At 72.8% G+C, this 19956-nt stretch carries 17 protein-coding genes and 2 rRNA genes; 15 read left to right on the top strand and 4 right to left on the bottom strand.

The genetic code is table 11. From position 1 onward, the window contains the following. From ACWDBE_RS06915 to ACWDBE_RS06890, 6 genes are all read left to right on the top strand, one after another. A 23S ribosomal RNA gene (locus ACWDBE_RS06915) occupies nucleotides 1–93 on the top strand; the annotation flags it as partial. 78 nt (nucleotides 94–171) lie between these two features. After that, nucleotides 172–288: ribosomal RNA gene (rrf, locus tag ACWDBE_RS06910) — 5S ribosomal RNA — on the top strand. 258 nt (nucleotides 289–546) lie between these two features. After that, nucleotides 547–3135 (top strand): ATP-binding protein, encoded by a 2589-nt coding sequence (locus tag ACWDBE_RS06905; protein ID WP_449792668.1) that lies wholly within the window; start codon nucleotides 547–549, stop codon nucleotides 3133–3135. A 119-nt stretch (nucleotides 3136–3254) separates the two neighbouring features. Next, nucleotides 3255–3935 (top strand): response regulator, encoded by a 681-nt coding sequence (locus ACWDBE_RS06900; RefSeq protein ID WP_049657530.1) that lies wholly within the window; start codon nucleotides 3255–3257, stop codon nucleotides 3933–3935. Between the two features lie 65 nt (nucleotides 3936–4000). Next, a complete protein-coding gene (locus ACWDBE_RS06895) occupies nucleotides 4001–4408 on the top strand; it encodes an OB-fold nucleic acid binding domain-containing protein (protein WP_392884363.1) in 408 nt (135 codons plus the stop codon). A 2-nt stretch (nucleotides 4409–4410) separates the two neighbouring features. Then, nucleotides 4411–5139, top strand: a complete 729-nt coding sequence (locus ACWDBE_RS06890) for a DUF3159 domain-containing protein (RefSeq protein WP_449807414.1) — start codon at nucleotides 4411–4413, stop codon at nucleotides 5137–5139. A 99-nt stretch (nucleotides 5140–5238) separates the two neighbouring features. On the opposite strand, the gene ACWDBE_RS06885 is transcribed toward ACWDBE_RS06890, so the two are convergent. Next, complete coding sequence (locus ACWDBE_RS06885) at nucleotides 5239–5910, bottom strand: potassium channel family protein (RefSeq protein ID WP_359829049.1); 672 nt, start codon at nucleotides 5908–5910, stop codon at nucleotides 5239–5241. Then, nucleotides 5910–6578 (bottom strand): potassium channel family protein, encoded by a 669-nt coding sequence (locus ACWDBE_RS06880; protein WP_392884361.1) that lies wholly within the window; start codon nucleotides 6576–6578, stop codon nucleotides 5910–5912. The genes ACWDBE_RS06885 and ACWDBE_RS06880 overlap by 1 nt, the downstream gene beginning before the upstream one ends. Before the next feature lie 248 nt (nucleotides 6579–6826). Here ACWDBE_RS06880 and ACWDBE_RS06875 point away from each other — a divergent pair, with 248 nt between their 5' ends. Together ACWDBE_RS06875 and ACWDBE_RS06870 are read left to right on the top strand one after the other, a co-directional pair. Further along, entirely contained in the window at nucleotides 6827–8902 is a 2076-nt protein-coding gene (locus ACWDBE_RS06875; protein WP_449807422.1) for an APC family permease, read from the top strand. A 377-nt stretch (nucleotides 8903–9279) separates the two neighbouring features. After that, nucleotides 9280–10629, top strand: coding sequence for a class I SAM-dependent RNA methyltransferase (locus tag ACWDBE_RS06870; RefSeq protein ID WP_449792698.1), 1350 nt, complete (start codon nucleotides 9280–9282; stop codon nucleotides 10627–10629). 122 nt (nucleotides 10630–10751) lie between these two features. Here the strand turns inward: ACWDBE_RS06870 and ACWDBE_RS06865 are convergent, their stop codons facing one another. Further along, the gene (locus ACWDBE_RS06865; RefSeq protein ID WP_402417116.1) at nucleotides 10752–10946 is read right to left on the bottom strand and encodes a hypothetical protein; all 195 of its coding nucleotides are present in this window, start codon (nucleotides 10944–10946) and stop codon (nucleotides 10752–10754) included. A 325-nt stretch (nucleotides 10947–11271) separates the two neighbouring features. Here ACWDBE_RS06865 and ACWDBE_RS06860 point away from each other — a divergent pair, with 325 nt between their 5' ends. From ACWDBE_RS06860 to ACWDBE_RS06845, 4 genes are all read left to right on the top strand, one after another. Further along, nucleotides 11272–12222, top strand: coding sequence for a LysR family transcriptional regulator (locus ACWDBE_RS06860; protein ID WP_449792670.1), 951 nt, complete (start codon nucleotides 11272–11274; stop codon nucleotides 12220–12222). 168 nt (nucleotides 12223–12390) lie between these two features. After that, nucleotides 12391–15015: a collagenase gene (locus tag ACWDBE_RS06855; RefSeq protein WP_449807413.1), complete on the top strand. Its 2625-nt coding sequence runs from the start codon at nucleotides 12391–12393 to the stop codon at nucleotides 15013–15015. A 233-nt stretch (nucleotides 15016–15248) separates the two neighbouring features. After that, nucleotides 15249–15485, top strand: coding sequence for a toxin-antitoxin system HicB family antitoxin (locus tag ACWDBE_RS06850; protein ID WP_355260484.1), 237 nt, complete (start codon nucleotides 15249–15251; stop codon nucleotides 15483–15485). A 29-nt stretch (nucleotides 15486–15514) separates the two neighbouring features. Further along, nucleotides 15515–15910, top strand: a complete 396-nt coding sequence (locus ACWDBE_RS06845; RefSeq protein ID WP_449792699.1) for a fic family toxin-antitoxin system, toxin component — start codon at nucleotides 15515–15517, stop codon at nucleotides 15908–15910. A 115-nt stretch (nucleotides 15911–16025) separates the two neighbouring features. On the opposite strand, the gene ACWDBE_RS06840 is transcribed toward ACWDBE_RS06845, so the two are convergent. Continuing rightward, entirely contained in the window at nucleotides 16026–16895 is an 870-nt protein-coding gene (locus tag ACWDBE_RS06840; protein ID WP_449807412.1) for a GNAT family N-acetyltransferase, read from the bottom strand. Between the two features lie 274 nt (nucleotides 16896–17169). Here ACWDBE_RS06840 and ACWDBE_RS06835 point away from each other — a divergent pair, with 274 nt between their 5' ends. The 3 genes from ACWDBE_RS06835 to ACWDBE_RS06825 all read left to right on the top strand — a co-directional run bounded on the left by ACWDBE_RS06835 (nucleotide 17170) and on the right by ACWDBE_RS06825 (nucleotide 19866). Continuing rightward, complete coding sequence (locus ACWDBE_RS06835) at nucleotides 17170–18075, top strand: ATP-grasp domain-containing protein (protein WP_449792673.1); 906 nt, start codon at nucleotides 17170–17172, stop codon at nucleotides 18073–18075. Further along, complete coding sequence (locus ACWDBE_RS06830) at nucleotides 18072–18887, top strand: ATP-grasp domain-containing protein (protein ID WP_449792674.1); 816 nt, start codon at nucleotides 18072–18074, stop codon at nucleotides 18885–18887. Before ACWDBE_RS06835 ends, ACWDBE_RS06830 begins: the two co-directional genes overlap by 4 nt. A gap of 139 nt (nucleotides 18888–19026) precedes the next feature. After that, nucleotides 19027–19866 carry a putative RNA methyltransferase gene (locus ACWDBE_RS06825; protein WP_449792675.1) on the top strand — a complete coding sequence of 280 codons (840 nt, stop codon included), beginning with the start codon at nucleotides 19027–19029 and terminating at the stop codon, nucleotides 19864–19866. Nucleotides 19867–19956 lie beyond the last annotated feature (90 nt).

The following is a 19956-nucleotide window of genomic DNA, read 5'->3' as shown; positions in this document are numbered from 1 at the left end:
GGCTCCCAGTAGACGACTGGGTTGATAGGCCGGATATGGAAGCCCTGTGAGGGGTGGAGTTGACCGGTACTAATAGGCCGAGGGCTTGTCCTCAGTTGCTCGCGTCCACTGTGTTGTTCTGAAACAACGACCCGCCCGGTTTCGGGTGTCGGTTTGATAGTTTCATAGTGTTTCGGTGGTCATAGCGTGAGGGAAACGCCCGGTTACATTCCGAACCCGGAAGCTAAGCCTCACAGCGCCGATGGTACTGCAGGGGGGACCCTGTGGGAGAGTAGGACGCCGCCGAACAATTCTTCTGAATAACCCCCATCCGGAATCCGGATGGGGGTTATTCGCGTTTCCGGGGTGGTCTCGGGTGCCTCCACCCCCTCCAGCCCTCCCGAACGACCCCCGCCGAGTGGCTGGTCCACCGTCAATATGCCACTAAAACCGCCTGATCAGCGCACTGATCAGCGGAAAATCGCGTCGCACACCGTAGTCTCGAAGGCGAGGGGAACAGGTGTCCGGGGGTGTCACCCGGGCAGCGTCGGATCAAGAATGGTGCTCATGGGACGAGGCAGGCTGCGCATCTACCTCGGGGCGGCCCCCGGGGTCGGCAAGACGTACGCCATGCTCGCCGAGGCGCACCGGCGGCAGGAGCGTGGCACGGACGTCGTGGTCGCGTTCGTGGAGGACCACGGGCGCCGGCGGACCGCGGACATGGTCGCCGGGCTGGAGGTCGTGCTGCGGCAGCAGGTGGTGCACCGCGGCGCGCGGTTCTCCGAGATGGACCTGGACGCCGTGCTCGCCCGCCGCCCGCAGGTGGCCCTGGTGGACGAGCTGGCCCACACCAACGTCCCCGGCTGCCGCAACGAGAAGCGCTGGCAGGACGTCGAGGAGCTGCTGGCGGCCGGGATCGACGTGGTCTCCACGGTCAACGTGCAGCACCTGGAGTCGCTCGGCGACGCCGTCGAGGGCATCACCGGGGTGCGTCAGCGCGAGACCGTCCCGGACGAGGTGGTCCGGCGGGCGGACCAGATCGAGCTGGTGGACATGTCCCCGCAGGCGCTGCGGCGCCGGCTGGCACACGGCAACGTGTACGCGCCGGAGAAGATCGACGCGGCCCTCGCCAACTACTTCCGCCCGGGCAACCTGACCGCGTTGCGCGAGCTGGCGCTGCTGTGGACCGCGGACCGGGTGGACGAGTACCTCCAGAAGTACCGGGCCGAGCAGGGCATCGAGGGCACCTGGCAGGCCCGGGAGCGGATCGTGGTGGGTCTGACCGGCGGGCCGGAGGGGGCGACGCTGATCCGTCGGGCGGCCCGGATCGCCGCCAGGGTGTCCGGCGGCGAGCTGCTCGCCGTGCACATCTCCCGCTCCGACGGACTGGTGGGCACCGGCTCGCCGCAGACGCTGATCGAGCAGCGCGCGTTGGTGGAGAGCCTCGGCGGCTCCTTCCACGCCGTCCTCGGCGACGACCCGGCCGCCGGGCTGCTGGACTTCGCCCGGGGCGTGAACGCCACCCAGATCGTGCTGGGCACCAGTCGGCGGCCCGCCTGGCAGTACCTGTACGGGCCGGGCGTCGGCACCACCGTGACCAGGGAGGCCGGGGACATCGACGTCCACATGGTCACCCACGAACACGCCGGGCACGGGCGCGGCAGGATTCCGGTCCGCCGGATCACCGACCTGGGCCGTACCCGCACCGTCGCCGGCTGGCTGATCGGGCTGGTCGGCCCGCCGGTGCTGGCGATCGTGCTGACCGGGATCGGCGGGCTGGGGCTCTCCACCGACATGCTGCTGTTCCTGTCGCTGACGGTGTGCGCGGCGTTGGTCGGCGGGCTGCTGCCGGCGATCGGCTCGGCGCTGGTCGCCTCGTCGGTGCTGAACTACTACTTCACCCCGCCGCTGCACACCTTCACCATCAACGAACCGCAGAACATCATGGCGGTGGCGATATTCACCATCGTCGGCATATCGGTGGCGTCGGTGGTGGACCTCGCGGCGCGGCGCACCCAGCAGGCGGCCCGCAGCCAGACCGAGGCGCAGACGCTCAGCGCGCTGGCCGGCACGGTGCTGCGTGGCGCGCCGAACGGCGACGGGGTGCTGACCGCGCTGATGGAGCAGGTCCGGGAGACCTTCGGGCAGGAGAGCGCCGCGCTGCTGGAGCGGTCCGATCCGCTCGCGGCCTGGGCGCCGGTGGCCACCGCGGGACCGCGCCCGCCGGAGCGGCCCGAGGAGGCCGACGTGGACGTCCCGGTCGGCGACAGCCTGGCGCTGGTGCTGCGCGGCCGGGTCCTGCCCGGGGCGGACCGGCGCCTGCTGGGGGCGTTCGCCGCGCAGGCCGCCGTGGTGCTGGAACGCCGCCGGCTGTCCCGGGAGGCCGCCGAGGCCCGCCGGGAGGCCGAGGGCAACCGGATCAGGACCGCTCTGCTGGCCGCTGTCTCGCACGACCTGCGCACCCCGCTGGCGGGGATCAAGGCTTCGGTGAGCTCGCTGCGTTCGGCCGACGTCGACTGGGACCCGGAGGACGAGGCCGAGTTGCTGGCCGGCATCGAGGCCGGGGCCGACCGGCTGGACCACCTGATCAACAACCTGCTCGACATGAGCCGCCTGCAGACCGGGACGGTCACCCCGTTGATCCAGGAGACCGACCTGGACGAGGTGGTGCCGTTCGCGCTCGGCGGGGTGCCGCTGGAGTCCGTCCGGCTGGAGGTGCCGGAGACGCTGCCGATGGTGCGGGCCGACGGCGGGCTGCTGGAGCGCTCGCTGGCCAACCTGGTGGAGAACGCGGTCAAGTACAGCCCGGACGGGGTGCGGGTGCTGGTCAAGGCCGACGAGCTGCGGCAGCCGGGGCAGCCGGCCCGGGTGGAGCTGCGGATCGTGGACCGCGGCCCGGGCGTGCCCGAGGACGCCAAGGAGAAGATCTTCGCGCCGTTCCAGCGGTACGGGGACGCGCCGCGCGGCGCCGGGGTGGGCCTCGGGCTCGCGGTGGCGCGTGGCTTCGTCGAGGCGATGGACGGTACCGTCACCGCCGAGGACACCCCTGGGGGCGGGCTCACCATGGTGGTCAGCCTGCCCGTGGTCGAACGGCCGCCGGGGCCGGGGGAGCCGGACGGCGAGGGTGGCGAGCCGCTTCCGGAGCTGGTCACCTGAGAACCCGGCGGCGCGCCGGCCGGGCCCGTCGCCCCTCCCGAGGGGCGCACGCCGCATCGAAGTCGTAGAGCCAGTCCCACAGTCCGTAAGTCAGACAGCCTGAAAGGCGGAGCCCGTAAATGACCCGGGTCCTCGTCGTGGACGACGAACCGCAGATCGTCCGCGCGCTGGTGATCAACCTCAAGGCCCGCAAGTACGAGGTGGACGCGGCCCATGACGGCGCGAGCGCCCTGGAGCTGGCCGCGGCCCGCCATCCGGACGTGGTCGTCCTCGACCTGGGCCTGCCCGACATGGACGGGGTCGAGGTGATCCGCGGTCTGCGCGGCTGGACCCGGGTGCCGATCATCGTGCTGTCGGCCCGGCACGCCTCGGACGAGAAGGTCGAGGCGCTGGACGCCGGCGCCGACGACTACGTCACCAAGCCGTTCGGCATGGACGAGCTGCTGGCCCGGATGCGGGCCGCCGTGCGGCGGGCCGAGCCGGTGGCCGGGGAGGCCGACTCGCTGGTCGTCACCGAGTCCTTCACCGTCGACCTCGCGGCCAAGAAGGTCAACCGGGATGGTGCCGACGTACGCCTCACCCCGACCGAGTGGCACCTGCTGGAGGTCCTGGTCCGCAACGCCGGGCGGCTGGTCAGCCAGACCCAGCTGCTGCAGGAGGTGTGGGGCCCGGCCTACCGCACCGAGACCAACTACCTGCGGGTCTACCTCGCCCAGCTGCGCCGCAAGCTGGAGCGCGATCCCTCGCACCCGCGCCACTTCATCACCGAACCGGGCATGGGATACCGGTTCGAGAGCTGACCGCGGGTGCCCCTGGCGGCTGAACGGCCTGCCGCCAGGGGGCCCGAACCCGGTACCCTTCCGACATGAGTGGTGACAACAGCAGCGGCCAGCCGCAGGGGCGGTTCCGCCGCATGCTCAGCCGGCTGACCTCGTCGGCCGAGGAGCTGGACGCCGAGGAGCTGCGCCAGGAGAGCGCCGCGGAGTCCGGCTGCACACCGATCGCCGGCTGCGGGGACCGCCAGTTGGTCACCGTGGCGGGCACGTTGCGCACGGTGACGCTCCGGCCTCGGGCGGGGGTGCCCGCGCTGGAGGCCGAACTCTTCGACGGCACCGAGGCGTTGGACGTGGTCTGGCTCGGTCGTCGCTCGATCGCCGGGATAGAGCCCGGCCGCCGGCTGATCGCCAGCGGCCGGATCAGCCACGCACGCGGGCGCCGCGTGCTGTTCAACCCCCGCTATGAGCTGCGTCCGGTCGGACACGGGAGCGAATGAGCGTGAGCAACCAGCCAGGCGGCGAGGCCGCCGCCCAGCTCGACCTGCCTGTCGATCCCGCGGACGCGGAGGCCGCCCGCAAGGCCGCCTCCAAGGAGGCCGCCGACACGGTGCTCCAGGCCTTCGGCGGAGTGCGCGGCATGATCGACATGACGCTGCCAGGCCTGGTCTTCATCGTCACGTACAACCTGACCCACCAGGTCAGCACCTCGGCCTGGGCCGCGCTGGGCCTGAGCGCCCTGTTCGTGGTGGCCCGGCTGGCGAAGCGGCAGACCATCCAGCACGCCTTCAGCGGGGTGTTCGGCGTCGCCCTCGGTGCCTGGATCTCGATGAAGAGCGGCAAGGCCGAGGACTTCTACCTGCCCGGCCTGCTCTGGAACGTCGGGTACTGCGTCGCCCTGGCGGCCTCCGCCCTGGCCCGCTGGCCGATGATCGGGGTGATGCTCGGCCCGATCACCGGTGAGATGTTCACCTGGCGCAAGGAGAACCCGGGCCGCCTGGCCGCCTACATCAAGGCGACCTGGGCCTGGGTGCTGATCATGGGCCTCAAGCCGGTGATCCTCTTCCCGCTGTACTTCACCCACAACGTCAACCTGCTGGGCTGGCTGAAGGTCGCCCTCGGCATCCCGCCGCTGCTGTTGGCGATGTACGTGACCTGGCAGATCCTGCTGAAGGCGCCGCCGCCGATCAAGGCGCAGCTGGACGACGACGAGGAGGAGCCGGCGAAGTAGCCGCTCCCGGCCGGACCGGCCCGGACCGGACCCCGGCAACAGCGGAAGGGCCCGCACCCCGGCGAGGGGTGCGGGCCCTTCCGCTGCGAAGGGGCCCCGCTACTGGGCGCCCGAGGTGGCCGAGAGCAGCTGCTCCAGCTCCTCCTCGCGCTCCTGCGCGGCGACGAAGAGCAGTTCGTCGCCGCCCTCCAGGGTGTCGTCCTTGCCCGGCACCAGCACCCGGCCCTCGCGGATGATGGTCACCAGCGCGGTGTCCTGCGGCCAGGCCACGTCGCCGACCCGGGTGCCGACGAGCTCGGTGTCGGAGGCGAGGGTCAGCTCGACCAGGTTGGCGTTGCCCTGGCTGAAGCGCATCAGGCGGACGAGGTCGCCGACGCTGACCGCCTCCTCGACCAGGGCGGACATCAGGCGCGGGGTGGAGACGGCCACGTCCACGCCCCAGGACTCGTTGAAGAGCCACTCGTTCTTGGGGTTGTTCACCCGGGCGACCACCCGGGGCACCGCGTACTCGGTCTTGGCGAGCAGCGAGACGACCAGGTTGACCTTGTCGTCTCCGGTCGCGGCGATGACCACGTGGCAGCGCTGGAGCGCGGCCTCGTCCAGCGAGGTGATCTCGCAGGCGTCGGCCAGCAGCCACTCCGCCATCGGGACCCGCTCCACCGAGATGGAGTTGGGGTTCTTGTCTATCAGCAGGACCTCGTGGCCGTTCTCCAGCAGCTCGCCCGCGATCGAGCGGCCCACGGCACCGGCCCCGGCAATGGCGACCCGCATCAGTGACCCTCCTCCTTCGGCCCCTGCGCGAACGCGGCCTCGACGGCCGTCAGGTCGGTCCGGCGCAGCATCACGTGCACCAGGTCGCCCTCCTGCACCACCATCTGGGGCGAGGGGAGCACTCCCTCGCCGAGCCGGGTGACGAACGCCACCCGGGCGCCGGAGGCCTCCTCCAGCTTGCTGATCCGGTGGCCGATCCAGCGCGGGTCGTACGCGACCTCGGCGAGCTGCACGCCACCGCTCGGGTCCTGCCACAGCGGCTCGGCGCCGCTGGGCAGCAGTCGGCGCAGCATCTGGTCGGCGGTCCAGCGGACCGTCGCAACGGTGGGGATGCCCAGGCGCTGGTACACCTCGGCGCGGCGGGGGTCGTAGATCCGGGCGGCGACGTTCTCGACGCCGAAGTTCTCCCGGGCCACCCGCGCGGCGATGATGTTGGAGTTGTCACCGCTGGAGACCGCGGCGAAGGCGCCGGCCTCCTCGATGCCCGCCTCGCGCAGGGTGTCCTGGTCGAAGCCGACGCCGGTGACCCGGCGCCCGTTGAATCCGGCGCCCAGCCGACGGAACGCGGTCGGGTCCTGGTCGACCACGGCCACCGAGTGGCCCTGTTTCTCCAGTGCTCTGGCGAGGGCGGAACCCACGCGGCCGCAGCCCATGATCACGATGTGCACCGGCGCTTACCTCACCCGTCCCGAAGGGGCCTTGACCTGCGCAAACACCGTTCAGCTCCGTTTCCCGCCCGGCCGTCCGGGACGAGGTTCATCGTGGGGGCGCCGGCCCGACAACGCTCGACAACCAGAGTGTTGCCCGCCGACTCGTATCCGACACGCTAGCCGGTCCACCGAAAGCAGTCGCGACGAAGGGGGGGACAAACGGCGGAGCCTTGACCTGGGAGCCCCTACGATTCCTTAACGTGCCTATGCCGACTGACCTTCCGAAACGCATCCTGATCGGGCGCGCCCTACGCAGCGACAAGCTGGGCGAGACGCTTCTCCCCAAGCGGCTCGCGCTGCCCGTGTTCGCCTCGGACGCGCTCTCCTCGGTCGCGTACGCCCCCGAGGAGATCCTGCTCACCCTCTCCATCGCGGGCGCCTCGGCGATCCACTTCTCCTGGCAGATCGGCGTCGTCGTGGCGATCGTGATGCTCGCCGTGGTCGCCTCCTACCGGCAGAACGTGCATGCCTACCCCAGCGGTGGCGGCGACTACGAGGTCGCGACCGTCAACCACGGGCCGGCTGCCGGCCTGGTGGTCGCGAGCGCGCTGATGGTCGACTACGTGCTCACCGTGGCCGTGTCGACCACCTCGGGCGTCGCCAACGTCGTCTCCGCGGTGCCCGCGCTGCGCGGTCACGAGACCGTCCTGTCGGTGGTCGTGGTCGTGCTGCTGATGGGCATGAACCTGCGCGGGGTGCGCGAGTCCGGAAGCGCCTTCGCCGTTCCCACCTACGCCTTCATGGTCGGCGTGATCGGGATGGTCGGCTACGGGGTGTTCCGGCACTTCGCGCTCGGCCAGGACATGCCTGCCGAGAGCTCCACGTTCCACCTCGCCGCCACCCCCGGCAACGACTCGCTGGCCGGCTTCGCGATGGTGTTCCTGCTGCTGAAGTCCTTCTCCTCCGGCTGTGCCGCGCTCACCGGTGTGGAGGCGATCTCCAACGGCGTGCCGGCCTTCCGCAAGCCGAAGAGCAAGAACGCGGCCACCACGCTGCTGATGATGGCGAGCATCGCCGTCGTGATGTTCATGGGCATCATCTGGCTGGCCCGGCTGACCGGTGTCCAGATGGCCGAGAACCCGACCGAGCAGCTCGTCGGCGCCTCGCCGGACTACCACCAGAAGACGGCGCTGGCGCAGATCAGCGAGGCCGTGTTCAACAACTTCACGCCCGGCTTCTACTTCGTAGCCGCCGTCACCGGCCTGATCCTGGTGCTGGCCGCCAACACCGCCTTCAACGGCTTCCCGGTGCTCGGCTCGATCCTCGCCCAGGACCGGTACCTGCCGCGCCAGCTGCACACCCGCGGCGACCGGCTGGCCTTCTCCAACGGCATCATCCTGCTGGCGATCGCGGCGATCCTGCTGATCCTCGCCTTCGACGCCGACCCGACCCGGCTGATCCAGCTCTACATCGTCGGCGTCTTCGTCGCGTTCAACATGAGCCAGTCCGGCATGATCCGGCACTGGACCCGGCTGCTGCGCAGCGAGAAGGACCCGGCCAAGCGCCGCCACATGCAGCGCAGCCGGGCGATCAACGCCTTCGGCCTGGTGATGACGATGGCCGTGCTGATCGTCGTCCTGGTCACCAAGATCGGCCACGCCTGGATCGCGATCGCCGCGATGGCCGTGCTGTTCGTGATGATGAAGGGCATCCGGCGCCACTACGACCGGGTCTCGGACGAGCTGACCGCCGCCGAGGAGCCGGACGACGTGGTGCTGCCCACCCGGGTGCACGCCATCGTGCTGGTCTCCAAGCTGCACAAGCCGGCGCTGCGCGCCCTGGCGTACGCCCGGCTGGCCCGGGCCCACACGCTGGAGGCCGTCACGGTCAACGTCGACCCGGCGGACACGGCGGCGCTGCGGCGGGAGTGGGACGAGCGCGGCATCGAGGTGCCGCTCAAGGTGCTGGACTCGCCGTACCGCGAGATCACCGGGCCGGTCCTGGACTACGTGAAGAACCTGCGGCGCAGCACCCCGCGGGAGGTCGTCTCGGTCTACATCCCGGAGTACGTGGTCGGCCACTGGTACGAGCACCTGCTGCACAACCAGAGTGCGCTGCGGCTCAAGGGCCGGCTGCTGTTCAAGCCCGGTGTGATGGTCACCTCGGTACCGTGGCAGTTGGAGTCCTCGGAGCGGCGCAAGCCGCAGAAGGCCTGGTCGGCGCCGGGGGCCGTCCGCCGTGGCGAGCCGCGGGCGCCGAAGGCCGTAGAGTCGAAGGATTCCGTCTCCACCGGTGCGAACGCCGGTGACACCTCCGAGCGCAGCAAGGACTCCTCCCAGTGACCCGCAACACTCCGCCCCGTTCCTCGGGCTCCTCCGGCAAGGGCGCCCGCCGGGGCGGCTCCCAGCCCGGGCAGGTCTCCCGGCCGCGCTGGGGCCGGCCGGCCCGTCCGGAGGCCACCGACCGCGACGGCCTCACCGCGCGCACCGCGCCGATCGTCCCGGGCGAGCGGGAGGACCGCGGGCCCGCCGGGCCGGCCGCCGAGAGGGGCGCGGGCAAGGGCGCCGCGGGCAAGGGCTCCGGCAAGGGCGCGCCGAAGAGTGCGTCGAAGGGTGCGCCGAAGGGCGCGGGCAAGGACGCCGGCCAGGGCGCGCCGAGGGGCGCCGCCGGGGCCGGCCGGAAGGCGCCGCGCAAGCAGGCGGTGCGGCCGCCCAAGGCGCTGCGCACCGCCGCCGCGCGGCCGTCGCGGCCCGAGGCGCCCTCCGGGGAGCCGCTGGCCGGGCAGCGCTACGAGGTCGAGGTCGGCCCGGTCGCGCACGGCGGCGGGCACTGCGTGGCCCGGCACGAGGGGCGGGTGCTGTTCGTGCGGCACGCGCTGCCCGGTGAGAAGGTCGTCGCGCTGGTGACCGACGGGACGACCACCTCGCGCTTCCTGCGGGCCGACGCGGTGGAGGTGCTGGAGCCGGCCAAGGACCGGATCGAGGCGCCCTGCCCGTTCGCCGGTCCCGGCAAGTGCGGCGGCTGCGACTGGCAGCACGTCACCCCGGGCGGGCAGCGCAAGCTCAAGGCGGCGGTGCTGACCGAGCAGTTGGCCAAGCTGGCCGGGCTCACCCCGGCCGAGGCGGGCTGGGACGGCAGCGTCGAGCCGGTCGGCGGCAAGCTGCCGGCCGGGCAGGTGCCGGCCTGGCGCACCCGGGTGCAGTACGCGGTGGACGCGGAGACCGGCAAGGTCGGTCTGCGCAAGCACCGCTCGCACGACGTGCAGGTGATCGACCGCTGCCTGATCGCGGCCGAGGGCGTCACCGAGCTGGGCATCGAGTCCCGGGACTGGCCGGGCGTGGCGGGCGTCGAGGCGATCGCGGCGAGCGGCTCCTCCGACCGTCAGGTGGTGCTGACCCCGCGGGACGGCGCCCAGCTGCCGCTGGTCGAGCTGGACAAGCCGGTGTCGATCGCCCGGGTGGACGCGCAGGGCGACCTGCACAAGGTGCACGGGCGCTCCTTCGTCCGCGAGCGGGCGGCCGGGCGGACCTGGCGGGTCAGCAACGGCGGCTTCTGGCAGATCCACCCGGAGGCGCCGGACACCCTGGTCGACGCCGTTCTGGACGGTCTGGACCCGCAGTGGGGCGAGAACGCGCTCGACCTGTACTGCGGCGTCGGCCTGTTCGCGGGCGCGCTGGCCGACCGGGTCGGCGAGGACGGCGCGGTGCTCGGCATCGAGTCCGCCAAGCAGGCCGTGGTCGACGCCCGGCACAACCTGGCCGCGCTGGACAACGTGCGGATCGAGTGCGACCGGGTCGAGACGCTGCTGCCGCGCACCGGCATCACCGCCACCGACCTGATCGTGCTGGACCCGCCGCGCTCCGGCGCCGGCCGTGAGACCGTCGCCCACCTCGTCGGCCTGGAGGCGCGCCGGATCGCGTACGTGGCCTGCGACCCGGCGGCGCTCGCCCGGGACCTGAAGTTCTTCCGCGAGGGCGGCTACCGGCCGGTCTCGCTGCGGGCCTTCGACCTGTTCCCGATGACGCACCACTTCGAGTGCGTGGCGATCCTGGAGCCGGCCGGGGAGTGATCCCGGGCCCCCGGGCACGCACGGCAGGAGGCGGTCACCCGTTCTGGGTGACCGCCTCCGGTGTGTTCGGGGAGCGGCTTCGTTCGGCGCGGCCTCGCTCGGGGCGCGGTCTCGTTCGGGGGCTACTCGTTGTGCTCCTCCTCGTCGGCGCTGTGCGGGAGGTCGATGCCGTGCTGGGCGGCGAGCCGCAGGAGCGAGGCGACCCGGCCCTCGTACGCCTGGACGCCGTCGGCGTCCCCTTCTGCCCGGGCCGCGGCGAGGTCGCGGCGGGCCTGTGCGAGCTGCTCACGCAGCTCCTGGTCGAACATGTCTGTCATCGGTCGGCCTCCGCACCGTTCGGCGCCCGCTCGGGGGAACGCAGGGGGGATTTCAGCGTCCCGGACGGTGCGGGAGTCTTCAAGTCCCGCACCTCCCGGTGGGGCACGGCGGACGGGCCCCGGCCGGGGCGGAAGGTCAGGTGCCGGCAATGCGCTGGTAAAAGATGGCGCAGGTGCGGCGGTCGGACCCCGGGAGGGGGCTTGACGAGGCAATTCTCCGGGGTGAAGGTGAGCCATTGACATGTGATGTGTGCTGTTGCACCGCCCTGGTGGCAGCCACCCCACGCCGCCGGCCGGGGCGGGCCGGTGCGTGAGGGGGAGCGTCATGGAGTTGGAGCTTCGGCACCTGCGGGTGCTGTGCGCCATCGCCGACACCGGGAGCGTCGGCCGGGCCGCCGCCCTGCTCGGCGCCTCGCAGCCGGCGACCAGCACCCAGCTGCGCCGGATCGAGCGCCACCTGGGCGCCTCGCTGTTCGAACGCACTGCCGCCGGGGTCGCGCCGACCGGATTCGGGGTTGAGGTGCTGGCCGCCGCCCGGGAGCTGCTCGCCCGCGCCGACAGTCTGGGGCGCCGACCGGAGGCCCAGACCGGGCCGGCCCCGCGCGAGTTGCGGCTGGCGGCGGCCAACGAGCCGATCCTGCCCGGGCTGGTCGCCAGGGCCCGGCACCAGCGGCCCGGGCAGCGCTTCACCGTGACGTCGGTCCACCGCCCCTCGGACGCCGTCGAGTTGCTGGAGCTGGGCGAGGCGGACGCCGCGGTGGCCGTGGACTACCCGGGCCGGGAACTGGGCCGCTCGCCGTCCGTCGCGCACCGCGGCATCGTCACCGAGCCCGTCTTCGTCGCGCTGCCGGCCGGCCACCGGCTGCGGCACCACGCCGAGGTGGCCCTGGCGGACCTCGCGGAGGAGGAGTGGCTCCTGGCCCCCGACGACGGGGCCGGCTGGCACGGCGTGTTCCACGGGGCCTGCGCCGCGGCGGGGTTCACCCCGGCGAGCGTCCACGAGTTCCTCGGCGGCCGGCTGGAGCTCCAGGAGATGGTCGCCGCCGGGCTCGGCGTCTCCGTCGTCCGGGCCACCACCCGGCCGCTCGCCGAGGTGCTGGTCAAACCGCTCGCCGGGACGCCGATCTGGGTCCGGCAGCTGCTGGTCTGGCGGCCGGCCGGGGTGGAGGGGGAGGTCGTGGAGGCGCTGTTCGGGGCGGCGGTCGCGGCGTACCGGGACCTGATCGCGGCCGCGCCGGGCTTCCAGGCGTGGGCGGCGCGGACGTACCGGCCGTAGCGGGGCCGGGTCAGGGCCGGGTCAGGGCCTGGTGTTATGGCAGGGTCAGGCAATGTCATATGACCTGTGACATTGTTCTGAAGCTGCCGTCGCTGGCAGGATCATGACGCGTTCCCCCACCTCTCGGCAGTCCTCCCAGCGCCTCCCCCACAGGAGAAGGACCCACCAGTGCGTCCACGGATACCCCTCCCCACCCTGCTGGCCAGCCTTGTCGCCGGCTGCTGCGCCGCCGCCACGCTGCTGCCGGCCACCGCTTCCGCCGCCTCCGCCGCTTCCAGCGCGGCTGCCCGGCCGGCGGCCCCCGCGGCCGACCCGGGCTCCGTCCTGCCGAAGCCGCTCGGCGCCTTCCTCACGGTCGACCCGGCCGAGCAGGCCCGTGCGGCCGAGGAACCCGCCCCCGTCGCCAAGCCGCTGCCCCCGGCCCTGCTCGGCCAGGTCGTGATGGGCCAGCCGGCCGGCACCGCCGTGCAGACCGCGCCGCGCCCGGCCGATCCGAAGACCGCCGCCCCGGCCAAGGCGGCCCTCGCCGCCCGCGGTGCCGCCGGTGCGGCCGCCGCCGGGCAGAGCTGCACCCCGGCCGACTTCGGCAGCCGCAGTGGGGCCGACCTGGTCTCCTTCCTGGAGGCCTCGACCCCGGACTGCGTCAACACCCTGTTCAACGTCACCGGCGCGGACGCGGGCAGCATCTTCAAGGAGTCGAAGATGCTCACCGTCGCCAACGCCTTCCAGGCCGCGGCGGGCGGCTACACCGGCGACAACTCGACCGGCATCCTGCAGCTGGTGCTCTTCCAGCGGGCCGGCTGGTACGTCCAGTCGTACAACGCGGGCGCGGTGGGCCCGTACGACGCGGCGCTGACCGGCGCCTCCAAGGCCGCCCTCGACGCCTTCTTCGCCAGTGCCCACCGCACCGACGTCAGCGACGCCAACGGCACCGTGCTCAACGAGGTGCTGGTGCTCACCGACAGCGCCAACCTCCAGGGCGGCTACCTGGGCGTCTACAAGCAGGTCCTGACGGCGTACGACAACTCGTACAACGCCTTCCCGAAGATGCTCAAGGCGGTCAACGCGGTCCTCTCCGCGCCGCTGTGGCGGGGCAACTGGAACCCCGACTTCGTCAGCGCGGTCGGCGCCGACCCGAGCATCGGCGCCACCCTGGGCGACTTCGCGCTGAACCACAAGGACCTGCTCGGCACGGCCAACGCCTACCTGGACGTCAACGCGGGCAACGACCTCGGCCGGATGGCTGGCGACGGCCCGACGGTCGAGGCCGCGGTCAAGGGCAAGGTCAAGGCCGTCCTCGACGGCGCGCAGATCACCGGCGCCACCGGCCCGCTGTACGTCCACACCGCCTACCAGGCCAACAGCTTCGACCCCGGCCAGTGCTCCTACTACGGCACCTGCGACCTGCCGGCCAAGCTGACCGCCGCGGTGCTGCCGAACCAGCTGGTCTGCGACAACCGCACCATCCAGACCGAGGCGCTCTCGCCCGCCGACCTGTCCGCGGTCTGCGCCAGCCTGCGCGGCGAGGACGCCTTCTTCCACAAGCTGGTCAAGGACAGCGGCCCGATCCCCGGCCAGTACGACAAGGAGCTGACCCTCGCGGTCTTCGCCAACCAGGCCGACTACCTGACCTACTCCTGGGCGATCTTCAACAACTCCACCGACAACGGCGGACAGACCGTCATGGACCCGACCGACCCGAACAACCGGGCGGTGTGCGTGATGTACCAGAAGTCCTGGAACGACGGCTTCACCGCCAACGTGTGGAACCTCAACCACGAGTACACGCACTACCTGGACAACATCTACGACCTCAAGGGCAACTTCTCCACCGAGATCTCCGTCCCGGACATCTGGTGGATCGAGGGCGTCGCCGAGTACGAGTCCTACGCCTACCGCGGCACCACCGACACCCAGGCGATGGCCGAGGCCGCCAAGCACACGTACAAGCTGAGCACGCTCTTCCAGAGCACGTACGGCAACTCGAACACCGTGCGCACCTACCCGTGGGGCTACCTGGCGGTCCGGTACATGTTCGAGAAGCACCCGGCGGACGTCGACGCCATGCTCGGGCACTTCCGCACCGGCGACTACCAGGGCGGCTACGCGGTCTACAACGGCATCGGCACCGGCTACGACGCCGACTTCGACGCCTGGCTCGACGCCTGCGCCGACGGCGCCTGCTACGCGGCCGGTCCGACCGCGCTGTTCGGCCAGACCGTGAGCGGCCCGACCGTCACCCTGACCGACAAGTCGGTCCAGACCGGGTCCGGCCGGATCACCGCCTGGCACTGGACCTTCGGCGACGGCGGCTCCTCCGACCAGCAGAACCCGACCCACACCTACGCGGCCGCCGGCACCTACACCGTCGCGCTGACCGTCACCGACGATACCGGCAGGACCGCCAGCACCCCCGCCTCCGTCACCGTGACCACCGGCGGAGGCGGCGGCCCCACCACCCCGCCGGCCTGCACCGACCCGCGCACCGACGCGCTCGGCAAGAACTGCTCGCGCGCCAACCTCTCCGCCACCGCCGGCAACCTGGACTACCTGTACGTCTACCTGCCGGCCGGCACCAGCACCCTGAAGATCACCGCCTCCGGTGGCACCGGCACCGCCTCCCTGTACTACAACGAGAGCACCTGGGCCTCGCCGAGCGCGTACACCGCCTCGTCCACCAACCCGGGCACCGCCCAGAGCATCACGGTGACCAACCCGACAGCGGGCTACCGGTACGTGAGCCTCTACGCGAACACCGACTTCAGCGGGGTGACCGTCAGCACCCAGTTCTGATCCGTCGTCCGCCGTGCGCCGTCCTCCGGGCGCGGGCCGGGTCCGTGGCAGCAGCCGCGGGCCCGGCCGTCCGGCGTTCCGGCGTTTTGGTGTCCTGGTGCTCCGATGCTCCGGTGTTCCCCCGGTTTCCTGCGTTCCGGTGACGGCGAGGTTGCGCGGGGGCGTGCCGCAGGTGTGCGGGCGGTGTGCGTGCGCCCTTGTTGTGCTAGCGCTTGAGCGCTAGCTTGAACGGCATGGGTAAGAAGCAGCTGAACGTGCGGGTCGACGCCACGACCGCCGAGATGGCCCGGGAGCGGGCGGAGCAGCAGGGGATCTCCATGAACCAGTACATCGAGCGCCTGGTCCAACAGGACATGGGCGAGTCCGGGCGGGCCTTCGTGGACGCGGCCGCGCAGTTCATGAAGGAGTACGAGTCGGCCTTCCTCGCCGAGTTCGCGGAGCCGGGCGACCTCCAGGACGTGCGCCGTTGAAGCTGGAGGTCGACCTCTCGTGGTTGCTCATGACCGCCGAGCAGTACACCCCCGGTGACCCACAGGTCACCGACTACGGTGCACTGCTCGCGGCCGTCACCCGCCACCAGGCCGAGATATTCGACATCGCGGTCTACCCCGAACCACCGGACCGCGCCGCGGCGCTGATGCACCAGTTGATCCGGGTGCCCGCACTGGAGAAGACCAACGAACTCTTCGCGACCGCCGTCGCCTACGCCTACCTGGTCGCCAGCGGCTGCACCGTCGCCACCACCGCCCGCGAGGTGCGCAGCCTCTCCCGGGCCATCCGCGAGGGGCGGCTCGGGGTGTCGGGCGTGGCCGAGCGGCTGGCGGCCTGGGTGGTCGACGAGGCGGAGGGGGAGGGGGTCGCCGGAGCGGACGAGGAGGACGAGGACGACGACTGACCGGCGCCGCCCCCGTTCCTGGCCGGGGGGCTCCCAGGGGTGCTGCTACGCGGCGGGCTCCGACCGGGGTCGGCCGAAGTCTGCCGGTCGGCCGGCTACTGCCGGTTGCTGCCGGTCACTGCCCGTCGGTGGGTTCCTGCTGGGCGGGGGGCTCCGCTATCAGGGCGGTCGCGAAGGGGCGGAAGTCGATCCGGCGGTAGATCCGGGCGACGTCCTCGTCGGCGGCGGACAGGAACACCGTCCGCACCCCGTTCGCCCGGGCGTGGGCGACCAGCGCCGCGGTGACCGCCAGGCCCAGCCCGCGCCGGCGTGCGGACGGGAGCGTGCCCACCCCGGCCACCTCGGTGACCGGGCCCACGGGGTTGTGCTGGCCCGCGCACAGAGCCGTACCGTCCTCGACGGCCACGGCCAGCACGGTGGCACCGGCGGCGATCCGCCCGGCGATCCGCTCCGCCGTGCCGTCGGCCGTCAACTTCGCCGCGGACTCGGCGAGTTCAGCCGCACCGGCCGGGCCGACGGCGGTGCCCGGATCGTCGAAGGCCAGGTGCGGGACGGCGATGGCGGCCGCCAGCTCCGGCGCGTCCGGCGCCAGCACTCGGACCTCCACCCGCTCCGGCAGCTCGGGCACCGGGGCCGCTTCGTCCTGCGGGCCCAGCACCAGCAGCGGGTGCTCGTGCACCGTCAGGCCCGCCGCCTCGACCGCCGCGCGCAGCCCGGGGGTCTGCTCGGCCACCCACTCGAAGGCCTCCGGCACGCCCAGCTCCCGCTGCCGCTCCAGCACCCGGCGGACGTCCTCGGCGGTGGCGGCCGGGCCGGTGTGGTCGAGGGTCGGGCGGGCGTAGTACGGCCAGCCGGCATCCTCGCGGACGAACAGGGTCAGCGGTCCGAAGTCCTCGGTGCGGGCGGCGCCGCGCGGAACGGCGTCGTAGTAGCGCTCGATCTCGTCGAGCAGGGGGCGGTCGGGAGCATGATCGTCAGAGGTCACGGCGTGCATCCAAGCAGGGGCGGCGGTGCGGTGCCACCGATTTGTCGAGGTCGCGCGGTCCGCTCCTGTCGGGGGCGCGGGGTCACCCCCTCGACCCGGGGTCCGCGCCGTCGACCCGGGGTCCGCTGTCGTCGTTCCGGGCCGATTGTTGCCGAACGCTTACCCGCTCGCAGCGATCTTGTGCGGACACGACGTGCATGCTGAAGCCTTTACAGCTCTGCCGAGGGGGACGGCGGACGTCTGCACTAGGCGAGGCAAGGGGGAAGACAGGCCGATGAGGCTCTGCTTTCTGGTGGAGGAACACTACCGGCACGACGGCATGCCGCTCGACGTGGCGCGCCAACTCACGGCGTGGGGGCACCGGGTGGACGTGCTGCGCCCCGGGGACTCGCTGCTGGCGATCTCCGAGGAGGTCCGGGCCGGCAGCCACGACGCCTGGGTGCTCAAGACCGTCTCCGGCGGACCCGGGCTGACCCTGCTGGAGTCGGCCGCCGCCGTCGGCCTCACCACGGTGAACGACGTGCGTTCGATCCGCGGGGTCAGGGACAAGGCGCTCGCCGCGGTCATCGGCCGTACCCGTGGCCTGCCCGTCCCGGTGACGTACGCGGCCGCGCGCTGGGAGCGGCTGGCGGAGATCCCGGCCACCGAGTACCCGCTGGTGGTCAAGCCCGCCGACGGCAGCTCCGGGCGCGCCGTCCGACTGGTGCGCAGCCCCGACCGGCTGCTGGAGGTCGGGCCCGAGCTGGCGGGGGAGGGGCTGCTGATCGCGCAGCCGTACGTGCCCAACTCCGGGACCGACCTCAAGGTGTACTGCGTCGACGGCGAGCTCTTCGCGACGGAACGTTCCTCCCCGCTGCACCCCGGGCAGGGCGTGCGGGAGCGGCGGGTGCCGCTGCCGGGGAGCGTCGCGCGGATCGTGGCGCAGGTCGGCGAGGTGTTCGGGCTGGACCTGTACGGGGTGGACGTGCTGCTGGGGCCGGACGGGCCGGTGGTGGTGGACGTCAACGACTTCCCGAGCTTCCGGCAGGTACCGGACGCGGTGGCCAGGGTCGCCCGGGCGGTGCTGCGGCTCGCGCGCAGCGGGACGGCCGTGTCGGTGCCCGGCGGGCCCGCCGAACTGGTGCCCGCCGGCGGCGACCCGTACGGGCAACTCGGCTTCGGCGAGGGGGAGTTGCGATGAGGGTCGGGCTGATCACCGGCGACCCGGGGCACCCGGTGCTGGCGGCCGCGGCCGAGCTGCTGGTACGGCAGGGGCACGAGGTCGAGGTCGTCCCGCCCGCCGGGTCCGTGGCCGGGCCGGCGGACGTCTACCTGCTCAAGGCCCGTACGCCGCAGGCGCTGGCGTTGGCGGGGGAGTTGGAGCGGCGGGGCGCGCCGGTGGTCAACTCGGCGGCGGCCACCGGGCTGTGCCAGGACCGGGTGCGGATGGCCGACCTCGCCCGCGCCGCCGGGTTGCCCTTCGCAGCGACCGAGGCGGTCGGGCGGCTGGGCGAACTCGCCGATCCGGCCTACCCGTTCGTGGTCAAGAGCCGGCACAGCAGGCGGCACGACCTGGTCGCCCGGGTGGACGGGCCGGCCCGGCTGCGCGAACTCGCCGGGCGCTGGCCCGACGAGCCGGTCGTCACCCAGTCGTTCGTTCCGGGGACGGGCTGGGACCAGAAGCTGTGGGTGGTCGACGGGCAGGTGTTCGCGGCCCGGCGGCAGTCCGAACTCGCCACCGGCACAGGGAAGTCGGGGCGGGCGGAGGAGTGGGAGCCGTCCGCCGCGCGGGCCGCGCTCGCGCTGCGCGTGGGCGAGGTGTTCGGACTCGACGTGTACGGGGTGGACCTGCTCGACGGGCCGACGGAGCCGGTCATCGTGGACGTCAACGCCTTCCCCGGGGTCCGCGGCCGGCCCGGCGCGCCGGAGGCGCTCGTGGCGCTCGCGCTGCGGGTGGGGGAGGAACGGGGGCGGGCGCTCGCCGGGCTCGGGCTCGGGAGGGGTGTGCGGTAGGGCACGGGGCGGGGGCCGGGGTGCGCGGTGGGGCCCTTCGCCGGGGGCGGGGCGGTGGCCCGGGGCGCCGACCCGCCGAGGTCGTTAGGCTGGCTGGCGCCCCGACCGGCCGGGGCGTACGGCGAGAGAAGACGGAACCTTGCTCCAGGACATCGAGCGCTACCTGGCCTGCCCGCACTGCGCGCAGGCCCTCACCCGGCACGACCGCAGCCTGCGCTGCCCGGCCGGGCACAGCTTCGACCTCGCCAAGCAGGGCTACGTCAGCCTCCTCGCCGGCGACGCCCACACCGGCACCGGAGACACCGCCGAGATGGTCGCGGCCCGCGCGGACTTCCTCGCCGCCGGGCACTACCGGCCGATCGCCGAGGCGCTGGCGCAGACCGCCTCCGCCGTGGTCACCGGCGAGTCCGACGGCCTGGTCGCCGACCTCGGCGCCGGCACCGGCCACTACCTGGCACACGTCCTGGACGCCCTGCCCGGCACCGTCGGCGCGGCCCTCGACATCTCCAAGTTCGCGCTGCGCCGCGCCGCCAAGGCGCACCCCCGGATCGGCGCCGTGGTGTGCGACGCCTGGCGCCCGCTGCCGCTGCGGGACGCCTCGGCCGAGCTGATGCTCAACGTCTTCGCCCCGCGCAACGGGCCCGAGATCCGCCGGGTGCTGCGCCCCGGCGGCACCCTGCTGCTGGTCTCGCCGACCGCCCGCCACCTGCGCGAACTCGTCGACGCGCTGGGGCTGCTGTCGGTGGACGAGGAGAAGCAGCGGCGGATCGACGAGAAGCTCGGGCCGCACCTGGAGCCCGCGGGGCGGCAGGAGGTCGAGTTCACCCTGCGGCTGGGCCCGCAGGACGTGCGCACCGTCGTCGGCATGGGGCCGAGCGCCTGGCACACCGACCCGGAGCGGCTGGGCGCCGCGCTCGCGGAGCTGCCGGAGCCGGTCGAGGTGACGGCCTCGGTGACGGTGGCCGCGTACCGGCGCTGAGCATCGACGCGGGCCGCGTGCCGGCGCTGAGCACCGACGCGTACCGCCCCTGCGTGCGGTGCCGGCCGCGCACCGCCGTCGAGCGCCACG

The organism is Kitasatospora sp. NPDC001132 (assembly GCF_053598415.1).
Note: the sequence above shows the minus strand (reverse complement) of the source record. Positions and strands in the feature narration are given on the sequence as shown.

Excerpts from the sequence above, each read along its gene's own strand:
- ACWDBE_RS06905 (WP_449792668.1), top strand. The coding sequence starts at position 547 with ATGGGACGAGGCAGGCTGCGCATCTACCTCGGGGCGGCCCCCGGGGTC.
- ACWDBE_RS06900 (WP_049657530.1), top strand. The coding sequence starts at position 3,255 with ATGACCCGGGTCCTCGTCGTGGACGACGAACCGCAGATCGTCCGCGCG.
- ACWDBE_RS06895 (WP_392884363.1), top strand. The coding sequence starts at position 4,001 with ATGAGTGGTGACAACAGCAGCGGCCAGCCGCAGGGGCGGTTCCGCCGC.
- ACWDBE_RS06885 (WP_359829049.1), bottom strand. The coding sequence starts at position 5,910 with ATGCGGGTCGCCATTGCCGGGGCCGGTGCCGTGGGCCGCTCGATCGCG.
- ACWDBE_RS06875 (WP_449807422.1), top strand. The coding sequence starts at position 6,827 with ATGCCGACTGACCTTCCGAAACGCATCCTGATCGGGCGCGCCCTACGC.
- ACWDBE_RS06865 (WP_402417116.1), bottom strand. The coding sequence starts at position 10,946 with ATGACAGACATGTTCGACCAGGAGCTGCGTGAGCAGCTCGCACAGGCC.
- ACWDBE_RS06860 (WP_449792670.1), top strand. The coding sequence starts at position 11,272 with ATGGAGTTGGAGCTTCGGCACCTGCGGGTGCTGTGCGCCATCGCCGAC.
- ACWDBE_RS06850 (WP_355260484.1), top strand. The coding sequence starts at position 15,249 with ATGGGTAAGAAGCAGCTGAACGTGCGGGTCGACGCCACGACCGCCGAG.
- ACWDBE_RS06845 (WP_449792699.1), top strand. The coding sequence starts at position 15,515 with ATGACCGCCGAGCAGTACACCCCCGGTGACCCACAGGTCACCGACTAC.
- ACWDBE_RS06835 (WP_449792673.1), top strand. The coding sequence starts at position 17,170 with ATGAGGCTCTGCTTTCTGGTGGAGGAACACTACCGGCACGACGGCATG.
- ACWDBE_RS06830 (WP_449792674.1), top strand. The coding sequence starts at position 18,072 with ATGAGGGTCGGGCTGATCACCGGCGACCCGGGGCACCCGGTGCTGGCG.